At 41.7% G+C, this 16,197-nt stretch carries 18 protein-coding genes; 6 read left to right on the top strand and 12 right to left on the bottom strand.

Translation table 11 applies throughout. From position 1 onward, the window contains the following. Positions 1 to 19 precede the first annotated feature (19 nt). Positions 20 to 1,171, bottom strand: a complete 1,152-nt coding sequence (locus tag PL9631_RS08360) for a pyridoxal-phosphate-dependent aminotransferase family protein (RefSeq protein WP_083618936.1) — start codon at positions 1,169 to 1,171, stop codon at positions 20 to 22. A 316-nt stretch (positions 1,172 to 1,487) separates the two neighbouring features. Between PL9631_RS08360 and PL9631_RS26665 the strand changes: the two genes are divergently transcribed. Continuing rightward, complete coding sequence (locus PL9631_RS26665) at positions 1,488 to 2,888, top strand: NACHT domain-containing protein (RefSeq protein ID WP_231516677.1); 1,401 nt, start codon at positions 1,488 to 1,490, stop codon at positions 2,886 to 2,888. Positions 2,889 to 2,890: 2 nt separating this feature from the next. On the opposite strand, the gene PL9631_RS08350 is transcribed toward PL9631_RS26665, so the two are convergent. Beyond that, positions 2,891 to 3,112: a hypothetical protein gene (locus tag PL9631_RS08350; protein ID WP_083618932.1), complete on the bottom strand. Its 222-nt coding sequence runs from the start codon at positions 3,110 to 3,112 to the stop codon at positions 2,891 to 2,893. Further along, positions 3,106 to 3,402, bottom strand: coding sequence for a type II toxin-antitoxin system HigB family toxin (locus PL9631_RS08345; protein ID WP_083618930.1), 297 nt, complete (start codon positions 3,400 to 3,402; stop codon positions 3,106 to 3,108). The genes PL9631_RS08350 and PL9631_RS08345 overlap by 7 nt, the downstream gene beginning before the upstream one ends. A 58-nt stretch (positions 3,403 to 3,460) precedes the next feature. Here PL9631_RS08345 and PL9631_RS08340 point away from each other — a divergent pair, with 58 nt between their 5' ends. Continuing rightward, positions 3,461 to 6,403, top strand: a complete 2,943-nt coding sequence (locus PL9631_RS08340; RefSeq protein ID WP_083618927.1) for a HEAT repeat domain-containing protein — start codon at positions 3,461 to 3,463, stop codon at positions 6,401 to 6,403. Between the two features lie 177 nt (positions 6,404 to 6,580). Here the strand turns inward: PL9631_RS08340 and PL9631_RS08335 are convergent, their stop codons facing one another. After that, complete coding sequence (locus PL9631_RS08335; RefSeq protein WP_083618925.1) at positions 6,581 to 7,006, bottom strand: hypothetical protein; 426 nt, start codon at positions 7,004 to 7,006, stop codon at positions 6,581 to 6,583. After that, a complete protein-coding gene (locus tag PL9631_RS08330; protein WP_197046298.1) occupies positions 6,993 to 7,217 on the bottom strand; it encodes a hypothetical protein in 225 nt (74 codons plus the stop codon). Before PL9631_RS08330 ends, PL9631_RS08335 begins: the two co-directional genes overlap by 14 nt. A gap of 17 nt (positions 7,218 to 7,234) precedes the next feature. On the opposite strand from PL9631_RS08330, the gene PL9631_RS27365 reads away from it, so the two are divergent. After that, on the top strand, positions 7,235 to 7,390 hold the full coding sequence (locus tag PL9631_RS27365; RefSeq protein ID WP_407947579.1) for an NACHT C-terminal alpha/beta 1 domain-containing protein: 156 nt from the start codon (positions 7,235 to 7,237) through the stop codon (positions 7,388 to 7,390). A gap of 5 nt (positions 7,391 to 7,395) precedes the next feature. On the opposite strand, the gene PL9631_RS08325 is transcribed toward PL9631_RS27365, so the two are convergent. The 7 genes from PL9631_RS08325 to petB all read right to left on the bottom strand — a co-directional run bounded on the left by PL9631_RS08325 (position 7,396) and on the right by petB (position 12,422). Further along, the gene (locus PL9631_RS08325; RefSeq protein WP_083618921.1) at positions 7,396 to 7,821 is read right to left on the bottom strand and encodes a hypothetical protein; all 426 of its coding nucleotides are present in this window, start codon (positions 7,819 to 7,821) and stop codon (positions 7,396 to 7,398) included. Beyond that, positions 7,814 to 8,032 (bottom strand): hypothetical protein, encoded by a 219-nt coding sequence (locus PL9631_RS08320; RefSeq protein ID WP_083618919.1) that lies wholly within the window; start codon positions 8,030 to 8,032, stop codon positions 7,814 to 7,816. The genes PL9631_RS08325 and PL9631_RS08320 overlap by 8 nt, the downstream gene beginning before the upstream one ends. A gap of 249 nt (positions 8,033 to 8,281) precedes the next feature. Beyond that, positions 8,282 to 9,280, bottom strand: coding sequence for a UDP-glucose 4-epimerase GalE (galE, locus tag PL9631_RS08315; RefSeq protein WP_083618917.1), 999 nt, complete (start codon positions 9,278 to 9,280; stop codon positions 8,282 to 8,284). A gap of 37 nt (positions 9,281 to 9,317) precedes the next feature. Further along, positions 9,318 to 9,698: a hypothetical protein gene (locus PL9631_RS08310; RefSeq protein ID WP_083618916.1), complete on the bottom strand. Its 381-nt coding sequence runs from the start codon at positions 9,696 to 9,698 to the stop codon at positions 9,318 to 9,320. Between the two features lie 76 nt (positions 9,699 to 9,774). Further along, complete coding sequence (locus PL9631_RS08305) at positions 9,775 to 10,959, bottom strand: glycosyltransferase (protein ID WP_083618914.1); 1,185 nt, start codon at positions 10,957 to 10,959, stop codon at positions 9,775 to 9,777. Positions 10,960 to 11,114: 155 nt separating this feature from the next. After that, complete coding sequence (petD, locus tag PL9631_RS08300) at positions 11,115 to 11,594, bottom strand: cytochrome b6-f complex subunit IV (RefSeq protein WP_083618912.1); 480 nt, start codon at positions 11,592 to 11,594, stop codon at positions 11,115 to 11,117. 159 nt (positions 11,595 to 11,753) lie between these two features. Next, entirely contained in the window at positions 11,754 to 12,422 is a 669-nt protein-coding gene (petB, locus tag PL9631_RS08295) for a cytochrome b6 (protein WP_083618910.1), read from the bottom strand. A 352-nt stretch (positions 12,423 to 12,774) separates the two neighbouring features. On the opposite strand from petB, the gene ctpA reads away from it, so the two are divergent. The 3 genes from ctpA (at position 12,775) to PL9631_RS08280 (ending at position 16,111) form a co-directional block, all read left to right on the top strand. Then, complete coding sequence (gene ctpA, locus PL9631_RS08290) at positions 12,775 to 14,010, top strand: carboxyl-terminal processing protease CtpA (RefSeq protein ID WP_083618908.1); 1,236 nt, start codon at positions 12,775 to 12,777, stop codon at positions 14,008 to 14,010. 158 nt (positions 14,011 to 14,168) lie between these two features. Then, positions 14,169 to 15,584: a dihydrolipoyl dehydrogenase family protein gene (locus PL9631_RS08285; RefSeq protein WP_083618906.1), complete on the top strand. Its 1,416-nt coding sequence runs from the start codon at positions 14,169 to 14,171 to the stop codon at positions 15,582 to 15,584. A gap of 17 nt (positions 15,585 to 15,601) precedes the next feature. After that, positions 15,602 to 16,111 (top strand): pentapeptide repeat-containing protein, encoded by a 510-nt coding sequence (locus tag PL9631_RS08280; protein ID WP_083618904.1) that lies wholly within the window; start codon positions 15,602 to 15,604, stop codon positions 16,109 to 16,111. Positions 16,112 to 16,197: the final 86 nt, after the last annotated feature.

The following is a 16,197-nucleotide window of genomic DNA, read 5'->3' as shown; positions in this document are numbered from 1 at the left end:
CCAGTTTTTTTTGCCTGAGTTAACGGTTTAATACCCGTTTTAGAGCCGATAATAATAACAGCACATTTTCAGGACGGCTATTATATCCCATCAGTCCCACTCGCCAAACTTGACCCGCCAATTCTCCTAAACCATTGCCAATTTCAATATTATATTCGGTCAAAAGTTGACGGGAAATTGCTTTTCCATCCACTCCTTCAGGAATACGAACCGTTGTTAAAGTCGGTAAACGATAATCTTCATGAACATGACAAACTAATCCTAACTCCTCTAACCCCTCCCATAATAATTTAGCATTAGTTAGATGACGATTCCAACTGGCTTCTAATCCTTCTTGGGCTAAAATTCTCAGGGCTTCTCGCAACCCATAATTCATATTAACGGGGGCGGTATGATGATAGACTCGATCCTGACCCCAATATTGGGAAAGTAGAGAAACATCTAAATACCAATTCGCCACTTTTGTCGGACGATTTTTTAAGATTTCAACGGCGCGAGGACTCATGGTAAACGGCCCTAAACCCGGGGGACAGCCTAGGCCTTTCTGACTACAACTATAGGATAAATCCACACCCCAAGCATCTAAAAATAGAGGTACACCGCCTAAACTGGTGACGGTATCTACTAATAATAAACAATCAAATTCTCGACACAATTGACCTAACCCTTCCAAGGGTTGACAAGCACCCGTCGAGGTTTCCGCATGAACAATGGCTAAGACCTTGGGACGATGGGTTTCTAGCCCTTGGCGCAGTTCTTCCAAACTAAATACCCGCCCCCAGGGTTTCACTAATTTTCGCACATCAGCCCCATAACGGCCGGCCATATCCACTAACCGATAGCCAAAATACCCCATCACCCCGACTAAAACCACGTCCCCCGGTTCAACAATATTAGCTAGGGTCGCTTCCATGGCAGCGCTTCCGGTGCCACTCATGGGGATAGTCATGGGGTTATCGGTTTGCCAAGCATACCGCAGTAGGGTTTGTACCTCGTTCATCAGTTGCAGGAAATAGGGGTCAAGGTGTCCGATGGGGGACATCGCCAGCGCTTGTAATACCCGTGGGTTGGCATTAGATGGCCCTGGCCCCAACAACAGACGAGGCGGGACATTCAATTCCGGGGGAATGATGCGGTTTTTATCACTAACGGCGGCAGGAACTATACTCATAAAATCATGGTTTACTCAATACTATGATTTTGCTGTAAAATGACCGAAATTGATGTTAAGAAGATTGACATTTTTCTATTTATTTGATGGAAAGTAGTAAGCCCTTCAGGGCTTAATTCATATTTGCGGGTAAATTTATTACTCATAATTAGGATTGATGAGTCAGCCCTGAAGGGCTTACTACAAATAGGCAATAATCAACATTAAAATTCCAGATTACTTTTTTTGTTGCGATCGCACATTAAATTAACCTTAAGTAACGCGCCTTGACAATTTAATGCTAAAATGTTTCAGGGCTGTCAATACCTCTGGCATTATGGTTATCGATCCTTTTTCCATGATTCTGTTGCCCGTGATGATCAACATCGTCACGGCTCCCCTTGATGTCAAAGTTCTCTTAAAGAGGCTTAAAAATCGGGAAAAGCCCATTAATCACGACTTACAAAAGGCGATTAAGATTGCTTACTTGCAAGCGTTACTAGAAATTACCCAAGAGTTTAAAGCGGGAAGAATTGAGTCATTTCGCCTTTATTTACCGACAGAACTTGATCAAAAAATTGAATACTGGAAAACCGAGTTAAAACAGGTAAAAAATGCCAAAGACGAGACAGAGATATCATCTCCTTTGCAAGATACGGCAGAAATTGAGCAACTCTTATTGTCTCATGGTAAACCGATTGGAGAACAGATACAAGAATTAGAAACCCGACTAATTAGCCAAGCTTTAGAAGGAATTGCTGATATACCACCAGATTACCAAAATCAAATACAGACTAATTTATTTGCCAGAATATACGCTCATTTTGTCGAGCAATTAAAAACTAATGACCGTGCCTATAGAGCTTTTGAATTAGAATATTTACCAACCATTAATGCAAGTTTAACAGAGATTGGAGTTGGACAAGAGCAGGTTGCTTTGACGATGACAGATATGCTCTCAGTGGTTAATCGCACTGACCAAAATGTGCAAAAAATTATTGATATTCTCAACCCCAAATCCTTGACGTTAGAAGATTGGCAAGAAATTTGTCGTCAAAACCTGGCGCAACAAAAGCAACCCACTACCTACCCATTTACTAACGCCTACGGGGTGACACCGCAACTGGATGTATATGTTCCTTTAGCAATTGTTGAAAGCAAACCGCCCAAACTTCCCTCAAGAAATCAGCAGGAAGAAAAGGAAGGAGAAAAACTTATTCCCATTGCGGAAGAATGCCTTTTTGAGGATGTATTGCGACAAGGGAAAAGCCAAATTAGTCAAGGGCGAAAAATAGCAATTATTGGCGAACCTGGTTCGGGGAAAACCACGCGGTTACAGAAAATTGCCGATTGGATTTTAGAGCAAGATTTGGGGTTGCCAATTTGGATATCTTTGGCAGATTTAACCCAACCAACAGTTTCCCAATATATCGAAGAAATCTGGCTGAAACAAACAGGTAAAAGCCTCACAATTGACGAACTCACCCAACAGAAAGAACGGATTTGGTTATTGTTAGATGGGTTAGATGAAATGACATCGAGGGTAGAAACCGGCCATGTTTCCGCACTGTTGGGGGGATGGGTGCAAGCGGCGCGAGTGGTGGTGACTTGTCGGGTGAATGTTTGGGAAGCGGATAAGAATGGTTTTTCGGGGTTTGATGTGTTTCGGAATCTTCCCTTTGAAGTAGAGCAAGTTGAGTTATTTATCCGGCGTTGGTTTGGGAAAACTCAAAATTAACTTCAGTCTTGAAGTTCAGGAATATGCTCATTTTCATAATGCTCGATTAAAACACCGAGAATATCCATGAGTGAGGCGAGGGGATGTTGTTCGTTTTCGCCAACTTCATCAATCAGTTGATCGAGCCATTCCACAAGCCGTTGATAACCTGCTTCATCCTGGGGAATGATTAATCTATTGGCTAAGGGTTGCCATAGTTTTTGGGTTTCATCTATACTCAACATTTTGACTGCCTCCATGTTCCTCGATCGTACTCTGTGTGGGTAAGCACTGCTCGAATATAAAGCTTTTGTCGATTATAATGAATGGCAGCAATCAAGCGGACTTTATTACCGCCAATATTGAAGACAGTAAGATTACCAACTTGGTCAGCACTAGGAAATTCCCTGCGGAGTTCAGCGAAGGAATTAAATGTCTCTGCTTTGACAATTTGATACCAACGAGCTAATGCACTTTTTGCATCTGGGTACTTTGTCGCAAATTCATTGAGACGTTTACGAGTGATGACGTGCATAATCAAACTGAAGGATATTAGCTAATTCTCTCACAGGATTTGATTTATAATGTCGCCCATGACTGCATCTTTGCCTAGTCTTGCCGATTCTTTGATTCAAGCACTACACCAACCCGGACAGGAAAGGTTGCTAGATTTGGTGCGGAATCCTTTACGCCTAACCTTGCTCTGCATAACTTGGGATGGGACTTTACCAGAGACGCAAGCTCAATTATACGAAAATTATCTGAAAAAGTTTTATGGCTGGAATCAAAATTTGCAGGAACTAAGAGATTGTGCAGAACGTTGCCAAACAAATATTACCGCTTTAAAAAAGCAGCTAAATCAACAACTTGGGGAATTAGCAAAAGCTGCCCTTGATTTACCGCAAGAGCGTTTTCGCCTGTCTCAAGCCTTAGTTGAAAAGTATTTAGGTGAAGAACTTGATGATCAATCTTTATGCTATATAGCCTTGCAGTTAGGCTGGCTGAACCGAGTGGGTAAAGATCAACGAGGTCAGTTTATTTTTGATTTTTATCATGCGACTTTTCAGGAGTATTTTGCAGCGTTAACTGTAGATGATTGGGATTATTTTTTACCTCCGAATCATGTTAATTTTCCGGTGGCGGGGAAGGAATATCGGATTTTTGAACCGCAGTGGAAGCAGGTGATTTTGTTGTGGTTGGGGCGAGATATTGCAAGTGAGAAGAAAGAGGAATTTATTCAAGAGTTGGTTGATTTTAAAGATGGAGTAATATATTTTTATGAATATCAAGCCTATTTTCTAGCAGCAGCAGTAATTAATGAATTTAAGGCTTGTTCCCTCGCTTTAGATATTGTTAGGCAAGTGGTGACGTGGGGGTTTGGTTATTTTAATATTGAGAAACAGGAATGGCAAAATTTTATCGATCCGATTAAAGAAGGGACGAGAAAGACGATACCAGAAACGATTCGACCACTCGCTATTACAGAACTTATTAAAATTATTGAAAATTGCCCAGATGAATATATCCGTAAGCAGGCTGCTGAAAGTTTAGGGAAAATCGGACAAGGAAATCCTCAAGCCATTGCTGCTTTGGTCAAAGTTATCGAAAATACTGAGGATGAATCTACCCATTGGCGGGCTGCTGAAAGTTTAGGGAAAATCGGACAAGGAAATCCTCAAGCCATTGCTGCTTTGGTCAAACTTATCCAAACTACTGAGGATGAATATACCCGTTGGCTGGCTGCTGAGAGTTTAGGGAAAATCGGACAAGGAAATCCTCAAGTCATTGCTGCTTTGGTCAAACTTATCGAAAATAATGAAGATGAATCTACCCATTGGCGGGCTGCTGAAAGTTTAGGGAAAATCGACCCAGGAAATCCTCAAGTCATTGCTGCTTTGGTCAAAGTTATCGAAAATACTGAGAATGAATATACCCGTAAGCGGGCTGCTGATAGTTTAGGGAAAATCGGACAAGGAAATCCTCAAGCCATTGCTGCTTTGGTCAAACTTATCGAAAATACTGAGGATGAATCTACCCATTGGCGGGCTGCTGAAAGTTTAGGGAAAATCGACCCAGGAAATCCTCAAGTCATTGCTGCTTTGGTCAAAGTTATCGAAAATACTGAGGATGAATCTACCCGTAGGGAGGCTGCTGATAGTTTAGGAAAAATCGACCCAGGAAATCCTCAAGTCATTGCTGCTTTGTTCAAAGTTATCGAAAATACTGAGAATGAATTTACCCGTAAGCGGGCTGCTGAAAGTTTAGGGAAAATCGATCCCGGAAATCCTCAAGTCATTGCTGGTTTGGTCAAAGTTATTGAAAATACTGAGAATGAATTTACCCATTGGCGGACTGCTGATAGTTTAGGGAAAATCGACCCAGGAAATCCTCAAGCCATTGCTGCTTTGGTCAAACTTATCGAAAATACTGAGGATGAAGATATCCGTTGGCTGGCTGCTGAGAGTTTAGGGGAAATCGGACAAGGAAATCCTCAAGTCATTGCTGCTTTGGTCAAACTTATCGAAAATACTGAGGATGAAGATACCCGTAAGCGGGCTGCTGAAAGTTTAGAGGAAATCGGACAAGGAAATCCTCAAGCCATTGCTGGTTTGGTCAAAGTTATTGAAAATACTGAGAATGAATTTACCCGTTGGCAGGCTGCTGAAAGTTTAGAGGAAATCGATCCAGGAAATCCTCAAGTCATTGGTGGTTTGGTCAAAGTTATCGAAAATACTGAGGATGAGGATACCCGTTGGCGGGTTGCTGCGAGTTTAGGGAAAATCGACCCAGGAAATCCTCAAGCCATTGCTGCTTTGGTCAAAGTTATCGAAAATACTGAGGATGGATTGGCTCGTTGGCTGGCTGCTGAGAGTTTGCAAAAGATATTAACCACACCCAAACAATATGCAGGGGTCGTCTCAGCCTTAAAAGATAGCCTCAGCGATGAAGTTTACCAAAACGACTTTAGGCGATTTGATGAATGCTACAAAGTCCTTTGGAAATGTGCAGCCAACCTGCCCTATCCCGAATTTCATCAAGCATGGGATCATCCCCCCACCACTCCCCATCCCGAAGTCCCAGACCAGACTCCAGTGGGGAATAATTCAACCGTTGAAAACCTGGAAAATAAACAGCTAGACCTTTCCCTGCAACTGCAAAACCTGCCGATTTTTTGCCTTAATGCCTATATCCTAGCCACCGAAACCGACACCAGCGAAATTGCCCAAACCCTTTGTCAACTCATCTGGGACAAAGCCTTTCCTGATCAGGACTATCCTCAAGAAGTCACCACCGCCAGCAAACTGCGTGAACACCTGAAAAAACTCAAACTCACCCGAAATCAACCGAAACTCAACCTTCTGGTCACCCATTGCGAACATCCCACCGATGAACTTATTGCCTTTTGCCACAAACTCACCAATATTCTGTCTATTGCTTGGCTAACGGACAAATCCCTAGAAGCACCGTTAAAAGGCTTTCCCCCCCATCAACCTAATCTGTTATCTGCGATTCAAACTTGGTTAGAGGAGACTTGAGAAGATAAGAAACCGGGTTTCTGAGACAGTTTTGGCAGCTTACCCAAGATTTAATTAAGAAACCCGGTTTCTGTTCTGGGGATACATTTTCTACGAAGAAGCAAAACCCCAAGATCCGCACTTAATTCAAACTATTATGACTTGGCTACAAAGGACTATTTTATAAGATTAATAATCTCAACTATCCCTAAACTTAGGACACACTTCAAACGCTAATTGTGAACGATAAAAACAGACATCAAACTCCAGAAAAAAGTTTAACTGACCTAAAATAATAGGCGGATCGTTAGATTTAGCCCAAGCAAAAGCTAAACGAACAGGTGGAAAATCGCTAATTTGTCCTACAACAGCTAAACCCCTTGCTTCCACTGGCGCAAGATTACCTGCTAACGGAATTGAAAGTGTTTGCTCCTCCCAAACCGCTCCTAACGCTAAACCAACATGGTACGGTAAAATATTAAGACTCGCTCCCGTATCTAACAAACCAACAACTTCTAAAACACAATCACCATAGCTTAAAGTTATGGGCACACAAGGAAAAACATTAGCCTCTCCTACTTGATTCCTTCGTTCGATAAAAGAAAATCGTTTAGCATTTCGCATTTTCTTTCGCTTCTTCTTGTTCTAATAAGCTCATTAATTTCTGAGCAGCGTCACCATAATCATAAGGCGACCAAAGACGATAAACAACCTCATTATCTAATGAATTTAAACCTTCTTCTTTCGCTAATTCGGTCGTTAAAAACTGCATCATTTCAACTTTCTCAGCAGGGGATAACTGCCGCAGTTGCGCCAATAATTCAGGATTTGACATAAAACAACCTTGAATTCATTTTTCTATCTTACCACTACCCCAAGGATTTCACGAAATCCGCCACCGATATCACCGACTCACCCCATCCTAATATTCCAACCTTCTCACCCCAAGACCCGCACCTAATTCAAACTATTATGACTTGGTTACAACGTACTATGTTAGAAACTTAATAATCTCAACTATCCCTAAACTTAGGACACACTTCAAACGCTAACTGTGATCCATAAAAACAAACATCAAACTCTGTAAAAAAATTAGTCCGCCCTAAAAGAATTGGAATATTATTTACCCTAGTCCAAGCAAAAGCTAACTGAACTGGCTCAAACTCCCCTACTGTTGCCAAAATTAATAACCCTTTTGCTTCAGCACTTGCTAAATTACCCGCTAAAGCAATAGAAAATCTTTGTTCTTCCCAAATAGCCCCTAATTGTATTCCAATATTATACGGCAGAACATTTACACTAGCTCCTGTATCGAGCAAACCCATAATCTCAACCGAACGATTTTGATAAGTTAATGTTAAAGGCAAATACGGAACATCGGCTAAAACGCCAAACTCATCCCGTTTAGGTTGAAAAGAATATCGCCTACTATTAAACATTTTGAGTTTGCTTTTGTTCTATTTCTAGTAACTGCATCAATTGTTCTGCTGCACCATTAGACGTATGCACTGCACTAATAATTTCTGCTGCTTCATTACCCATTATAATTCCTTCTTCTTTCGCCAATTCAGCCGTTAAAAACTGCATCATTTGAAACTTCTCCGCACGGGATAACTGTTGCAGTTGCGCCAATAATTCAGGATTTGACATAAAACAACCTTGAATTCATTTTTCCATCTTACCACTTTTCTGTGACAATCTGATTATCTGTTCTAAAGATTCATTCATATCAAATCTAGGTAATTAATCATTGTAGTAAGCCCTTCAGGGCTTCGTCCTAGTCATCCCATTGAGAAACCGGGTTTCTGAGATAGTTTTTATTAAAAATAGACATATTTTGTTAGAAACACGGTTTCTGATCCTAATATTAGAAAGAAAGCCCTGAAGGGCTTACTACGGTTAGGTGTGTCGTTTTTGATGCCAATTCCAAGCATGGGTCATAATATTTTGAAGATCGGGATATTGGGGATTCCAACCTAATATTGTTCGGGCTTTTTCCCCACTTCCAACTAAACTAGGTGGATCTCCGGGGCGGCGATCGCATTCAATCACTTTAATCTCTTTTCCCGTAACTTCCCTAGCGGTTTCTATCACCTCTTTAACAGAAAATCCTTTCCCATTTCCTAAATTAAAAACATCCGTTTTTCCGCCATTCAATAAATATTCTAACCCTAAAATATGGGCGGTTGCTAAGTCGGTAACGTGAATATAATCTCGAATACAAGTGCCATCGGGTGTGGGATAATCGGTTCCAAAAATCGAAATAGAATCTCGTTTTCCTAATGCCGCTAATAACGTTAAGGGAATTAAATGGGTTTCGGGATTATGATCTTCTCCTAATAACCCTTCTGGGTCGGCTCCGGCGGCGTTAAAATAACGGAAACGTACGGATTTAAAATCATAGGCGACATCAAAATCCGATAGAATTCTCTCTACCATTAATTTAGTTGCGCCATAGGGATTAATTGGATTTTGTGGATGATCTTCAGGAATGGGAACAATTTCAGGAACTCCATAGGTAGCGCAGGTTGAGGAAAACACAAATTTATTAATTCCTGCCTCTTTCATCGCTTCCAATAACGTTAAAGTTCCCACCACATTATTGCGATAATATTTATCAGGATGGGTGACAGATTCCCCCACATAAGCATAGGCAGAAAAGTGCATGACCGCATCAATTTTGCGACTGGAAAATAACTTATCGAGCAACGGACGATCATTAGTATCCCCAATAATTAATTCCGTTTTTAAGACCGTTTCCACTAAGTCTTGATGTCCATAAACTAAATTATCGAGAATAATCACATTATACCCGCAACTTTGTAGGGCTAAAACGGCATGGGAACCAATATAACCCGCTCCTCCGGTCACTAAAATAGTTGCTTTATCTTCAGACATGAATATATGCTCCTTTGTTTTATTCAATGAATTTAATTTAATCTTCTAACCGTTGAACTGAAACATCAACCGCTTGCACATCAATAGTCCCTGGAGGAGTCAACCGACTAAAACGCCACTGTTCAATTTTTAACGGTTCTCCACAGTTAGGACATTGAAATTGAGTGTTATTAAAGGCTGGAAATTCATGGCCACAAACCGGACATTGATCTTGAATTAAATTGCGTTTTAACCACCACTGCACACCCAAAATGACCAAAATCGGAGTAATCGCAATTACCGCAATTAAAATCAGAACGCCCTTGACTAACCAACCCAGACCAATAGAAATTAAAATGCCAATTACAGCTAAAGTAATCAGCCAATTAGTCAAACCAGAAAGTCTGATTTGTAGAGTTTTGAACCGCTCTTGGTTCACAGCTATCTCCTTAATTATTCAAGCCAGATTTAATCTGATGGAACTCTTAAAAATTTGAACTTTGATATTTTAATGTCTATGATACTACTTTTTGATCCAGCAACTCCTGGACTCGGCCCTCAAAGGCGGGTTTTCCGAAACTTGCTAAACAGTGTTGCCTTAACCAAGGGCCATTACAGCGTTGATCCTCACCCTTGAGTAGTTGAATACAAGCCTCTGCAACGGCCTCTACATCGCGGTGAGGCACTTGCCAGCCCAATTTTCCATCCTGCAAGGGATCGGCCGAACCATCGCTATCCCCGGCAATTACGGGTTTCTCGCAGGCCATCGCCTCTAAATAAACAATCCCAAACCCTTCTTGAGAGGGCATAACATAACCATCACACACCCGATAATGATCGACTAATTCCTCGGTGGGAACAAATCCGGCAAAAATGACCCGATCGCTGACCCCTAAATCCTGCGCTAACTGTTGTAATCTAGGTTGGTCATCCCCCCGACCAATAACTAAATATTTGACATCAGGAAAAACTTGGGCAATTTGAGACAGGGCGCGAATCGTGACATCAACTCCCTTATAGGGATCACCTTTCCACAAACGGGCAACGGTCATTAATACCCGGGAATCCTGTAAATGATAGCGTTGGATTAAGTCCTGGGGTTTGGGGCCGGGGGTAAATTTTTCCCCATCCACCATACAGGGTAACATTTGAAACTGATCGGGATTTAACTGATTAGCAGCACAGGCTTGATCCCGACTATATCGGCTAATTGTCCAAATTTGATCAGCATTTTGCAGGGCTTTTTGATATTTTTTCGGCAGGGGTTCCCAGACTTCTTTACCATAGGTTAATACGGTGTAAGGAATGCCCAAGGGTTGACAAATTGTTTGCACTAAATGAGCTAAATTAATATGACCACACAGCACCCGTCGAGGGCGATATTGCAGGGCATAGGTGAGTAAAGCGGTCGCTAATTTAATCCTTCCCCAGACAGGATTTTGAGATTTAAAATACCCAAATTGAAACGAACTGGATGGGGTTTCCAAAGGGTTAGGACATCCGGGATGATCGCGTAAAATTAAAACCTGATTCTGGGGATTAATATTAAGGCTTGAGGAAGGCGAAATAGGTTTAATAGTTTGGCACGCCTCTAATATATCTTTAACATAGGATTGAATCCCACCTTCACAGGAAAAAACCGCTAAAAAGCACCAAAGTAAACGATTTTGATCTAAATTTGGGTATTTGTTTAATAACATAGCTAGGTTTCAAGAATAATATTGTTGTTGTATTTTGTCTTTCCTTCTTGTTTCCATAAAAAAGGATACCTGTGATGCTCCCAGACCTAGCCTAACACGCTATCCCGGTAAACCGCACAGGTATCATATCATCAAAAATTTTAGGAGGATGTCGCCTAAAATCCCAAAGTTAAAGACTTATCAATGGGAAGGGCGGCACCAATTCCTAACCACAGGGTTACTAAAGTTCCAAATAAGAAAACAGCCGTTGCCACAGGACGACGGAAGGGGTTTTGGAACTTATTAACGTTCTCAATCAAAGGAACCGCAATTAAACCCACGGGAATCGAAGACATCAACATAATTCCTAACAATTTATTGGGAACAACCCGCAAAATTTGGAACGTTGGCCAGAGATACCATTCGGGTAAAATTTCTAACGGGGTGGCAAAAGGATTAGAGGGTTCTCCAATCATGGCGGGGTCAAGAACAGATAACGCCACCACTAAACCGAAGGTTCCCAAAATCACAACCGGGAACGTATATAACAAATCATTCGGCCAAGCCTGTTCACCATAGTAGTTGTGACCCATGCCTTGAGCCAATTTAGCGCGAAGAACTGGATCACTGAGATCCGGCTTTTTTAAGATGGACATAATTAAAATACGCTCCTTCTGGGAAAATTTAACCGATTATTGCTAGTCTTTTGAGTTTAACAAAAGCTACTCCCAAACCGTTAGAGAAAAGTTAACTTTCTCGAAATGACCACCGATGCAGGAGTAGCGATCAACCAAACCCTAGCCCATCCCTGAAATTTAGAGGGGGCCAGAAATCCCTTGCTTCCGAATCATCAGGAAGTGGGCTAACATAAAGACCGCAATCAGCCAGGGCAAGACAAAGGTATGTAAGCTGTAGAAACGGCTTAGGGTGCTTTGACCAACGGCCGTACCACCCCGCATCAGTTCCACAATGGTTGAACCGACAACGGGAATCGCTTCAGGAACCCCGGATACAATTTTCACAGCCCAGTAACCGACTTGATCCCAAGGCAGAGAATAACCCGTTACCCCAAAGGAAACGGTAATCACCGCTAAAACCACACCCGTGATCCAGGTGAGTTCCCGGGGTTTTTTGAAACCGCCGGTGAGATAAACGCGGAAAACGTGCAGGATCATCATTAACACCATCATGCTGGCAGACCAGCGATGGATAGAGCGAATTAACCAACCAAAGCTCACATCCGTCATAATGTATTGAACGGAAGTGAAAGCTTCTGTGACGGTCGGTTTATAATAGAACGTCATCGCAAATCCAGTGGCAAACTGGATTAAAAAGCAAACTAAAGTGACTCCACCCAAGCAATAAAAGATGTTGACATGAGGGGGTACATACTTACTCGAAATGTCATCATCAAGTGCTTGGATATCCAGTCGCTCATCAAACCACTTGAAAGTCTGAGATTCTTTGATTCCCTTAGAAAACATGAAGCTAGAATTCCTAAAAATAAATGGCTGCCTATTATTATTCCTTTAAGACATCATGAATCGATATCTTCAGATGGGACTATCTGAAGCCAGAGAACTCTGGCAATCAACAAGCCATCACTATAAGGAACAGGGGGTCGGTTTCATCCGATTGACAGCTTAGGCTAAAAGACTTGCGTGTTCTCCCCTACCATAAAAAATGTAACATAACTTCAACTCAATTTTCACAAAAGTCGGGAATCAACCTGTCCCGGATCGAATCCCCCAGGGCTGAGGCTGAAAATCAAGCTGTGAAAGGTCTTAAATCGGTTGATCCCCCCATCTAATTTAAAAACAAGGTTAAATCACTACCATGTACAAGCGCGTTTTCCCGATCGCATTTCTAATTATTCTGCAAGTTAGCTTAATCTGGATCACTTGGACAAATCCGGTTCTGGCCTTGACCGAAGACCAAAAAATCTTGAGTGAAAGTTGGCGAATTATTAATCGCGCCTATGTGGATGAAAGTTTCAACCATCAAAACTGGTGGTCTATCCGCGAGAAACTCATCCGGCAACCCTTAAAAAACCGCGAGGAGACATATTCTGCCATTGAGACGATGTTAGCCAGCTTGGATGACCCGTTTACCCGGTTATTACGACCGGATCAATATCGCAGTTTACGGGTGAGTACCTCCGGGGAATTGATGGGGGTAGGATTACAAATTGCCCAGGACGGGGAAACCGGAAATTTAACCGTTATTGCCCCTATTGATGGTTCTCCCGCAGAGGCGGCGGGTATTCAACCCCAGGATCGGATTTTGAAAATTGATGGCTTGGCGACCTCTGAGTTAACTCTGGATGAAGCGGCGGCGCAGATGCGAGGGCCCAGGGGAAGTCAAGTGACTTTAACTGTATTACGCCCTGACCACAAAACCCCGAAAAATATTATTTTAGTTCGCGATCGCATTGCCCTCAACCCCGTAATTACCGAACTGCGTTCTGATTTGGGAGAGACTCCATTAGGTTATATTCGTTTAAATCAATTTAGTGCTAATGCTACCGAAGAAGTAGCCCAGGGAATTGAATCTTTAGAAAAAAAAGGGGCAAAAGCCTATATTTTAGATTTGAGAAATAATCCGGGGGGATTATTACAATCGGGGATAGAAATTGCCCGACTTTGGTTAGATGAAGGGACGATTGTTTATACTGTTAATCGTCAAGGGTTACTGGGAAGTTTTGAAGCGGTGGGTTCGGCTTTAACTCAAGCTCCTTTAGTGGTATTAGTTAATCAAGGAACTGCTAGTGCCAGTGAAATTTTATCCGGTGCTTTACATGACAATCATCGAGCAACTTTAGTGGGGGAAAAAACCTTTGGCAAGGGGTTAATTCAATCCTTATTTGATTTATCCGATGGTTCGGGATTAGCGGTGACAGTTGCTAAGTATGAAACACCCAATCATACTGATATTAACAAATTAGGAATTATGCCCGATCGCGTGATTCCTTCGGAGCCGTTACTCAGAAATCAAGTAGCAACGGAGGCAGATCACCAATATCAAGCCGCTTTGGAATTGCTGTCTTCTCAATTTGTGGTGGCTCAGAAATAATGGGTAATGGGTAATGGGTAATAGGTAATAGGTGATAGGTAATGGGTTTTGGACGGATAACTGGTACGGGCGGGTTCTTTTATATCTTGGTTAATCACTTAAATTTTAATGAACCCGCCCCTACAAATGATGACTGATAACTGATAACTGGTTTTTGTATGTTGGATTATGATTTGGTGATTTTAGGAGGGAATTTAACGGGACGCTATGCAGCCTTATTGGGTAGTCAAATGCAAGGGCGAATTGCTTTAGTCGAACCGGAAAAAACGGCGTATTCCGGGTTATTTTCTAGGGTTTTATCTCTCCCTAAACTTGAACCGATATCGGTGTGGGGCGGGTCGAATATTAAGAGAAAACCGCTTAAACCTTGGGTCGATTTGGTTAGAAACAATTGCGAGGAAATTTATTCCCATCAACGGTTAGGGGCTGGGGGTGTGGATGTGATTGTGGGTGAGGGTGAATTTATCAAATCTCCCGGTTTGGGATTTAAAGTTAATAATCGGATATTGCGATCGCGCAATTATTTATTAGCCCCAGCTTCCATCCCTAAAATTCCCCCCATTGAAGGGTTATTATCCACAGGATTTGTCACTCCAGAAACCCTAGATTTGTTTTTAGAAAAATTGCCGGATTTATCAGAAACAATTCCCCAAAGTTTAGCAATTATTGGCGGTGATCCTAAAGGAATTGAATTAGCCCAATATTTTACTCGTTTGGGTTTAGAGGTGATCATAATTACCTCAGCTACTCAAATTTTAACCCAGACAGATCCCGAGGCGGTACAGTTAATTCAGGGTCAATTAGAAGCCGAAGGAGTCAAGATTTTAACCCAAACTCCAATTATTCAGGTTAAAAAAATTGCCGATAAAAAATGGATTCAAGCGGGAAATACGGCTTTAGAAGTTGATGAAATTTTAGTCAATTATGGTTCTCAAACCGATGTGGAATCCTGGAATTTAAGCGAGGTCGGGGTTGATTTTAAAGGAAACAATTTATGGGTGAATCAAAAACTACAAACTACTAATCCTAGAATTTATGGGTGTGGACAAATTTTAGGGGGATATCCTTTTGAACATATCGCCCAATATGAAGCACAAATTGCCCTGAAAAATGCCCTATACTGGCCAAGGTTTCGGGTTGATTATCAAGGCATTCCTTGGGCTATTTTTTCCGATCCCAAATTAGCACAGGTGGGGTTAACAGAAACCCAAGCTAAACGACGTTATGGAACTCAAGTGATTGTATCGCGACAATCCCTAAACATGATCGCTCAGGCGCAAATTTCGGGAGAAATCACGGGATTTTGTAAACTCGTGGGTTTAGCTAATGGTAAACTTTTAGGGGCTACGGTGGTGGGTTCCCAGGGGAGTGAGTTGATTAATACCTTGGCTTTGGCAATTCGTCAAGGGGTAAACCTTAAAATCTTAGCTGAACTTCCCCCGATTTTTCCCAGCTTTTCCGAGGTTTATCATCAAAGTGCGATCGCTTGGACACATCAACGTCGTCGTCAAAATAGGGTATTATTTGATTGGACAGAAAATCTGTTTCATTGGCGACGATATTGGGGCAATTAAAAATTAAAATGTCTAACATGAAAGTTCAAAAAAAACAAGCTTTTACTCAGGTAACGATTGTCGGTTTTAGTCTGTTATTATTAACTGTTACGGGTTGCCAAAAACCAGCGGCTCAAGTTCAGTTAGGTCAAGATCAAGAATGTTTTGGATGTGATTTTAGTGGAAAAAGTTTGCAAGGGCAAAATTTAACGGGCGCTAAACTGAATAATTCTAACTTTAGTCAAGCGGATTTAAAAGGAGTGAATCTCAAGGGAGCATTTTTAGATACTGTTGATTTTACCGGGGCTAATTTAACGGGGGCAGATTTAAGTGAAACTACTTTAAATCAAGCTAATTTAACCGATGCTAATTTGAGTCAAGCGAATCTGACCGGGGCATTTATTCGAGGAGCTAAACTGAATAATGCTAAACTGAATGGAGCCACCTTTAAAGATGCGGATTTGAACTCAGCCGATTTAACTGGAGCAGACAAGAAAGGAGCTAATTTTCAAGGGGCAATTATGCCGGATGGTTCGATTCAGAAATAATGTATAGAAGGGAATGGGTAATGGGTAATGGGTAATGGGTAATGGGTAATACTTCGACTTCGCTCAGTAACAGGGTAATGGGTAAT

It is taken from the genome of Planktothrix paucivesiculata PCC 9631 (assembly GCF_900009265.2).
GTDB classification, from domain to species: Bacteria; Cyanobacteriota; Cyanobacteriia; order Cyanobacteriales; family Microcoleaceae; genus Planktothrix; species Planktothrix paucivesiculata.
The sequence above is the reverse complement of the archived record's forward strand: the minus strand, read 5'-3'. Positions and strand labels throughout refer to the sequence as shown.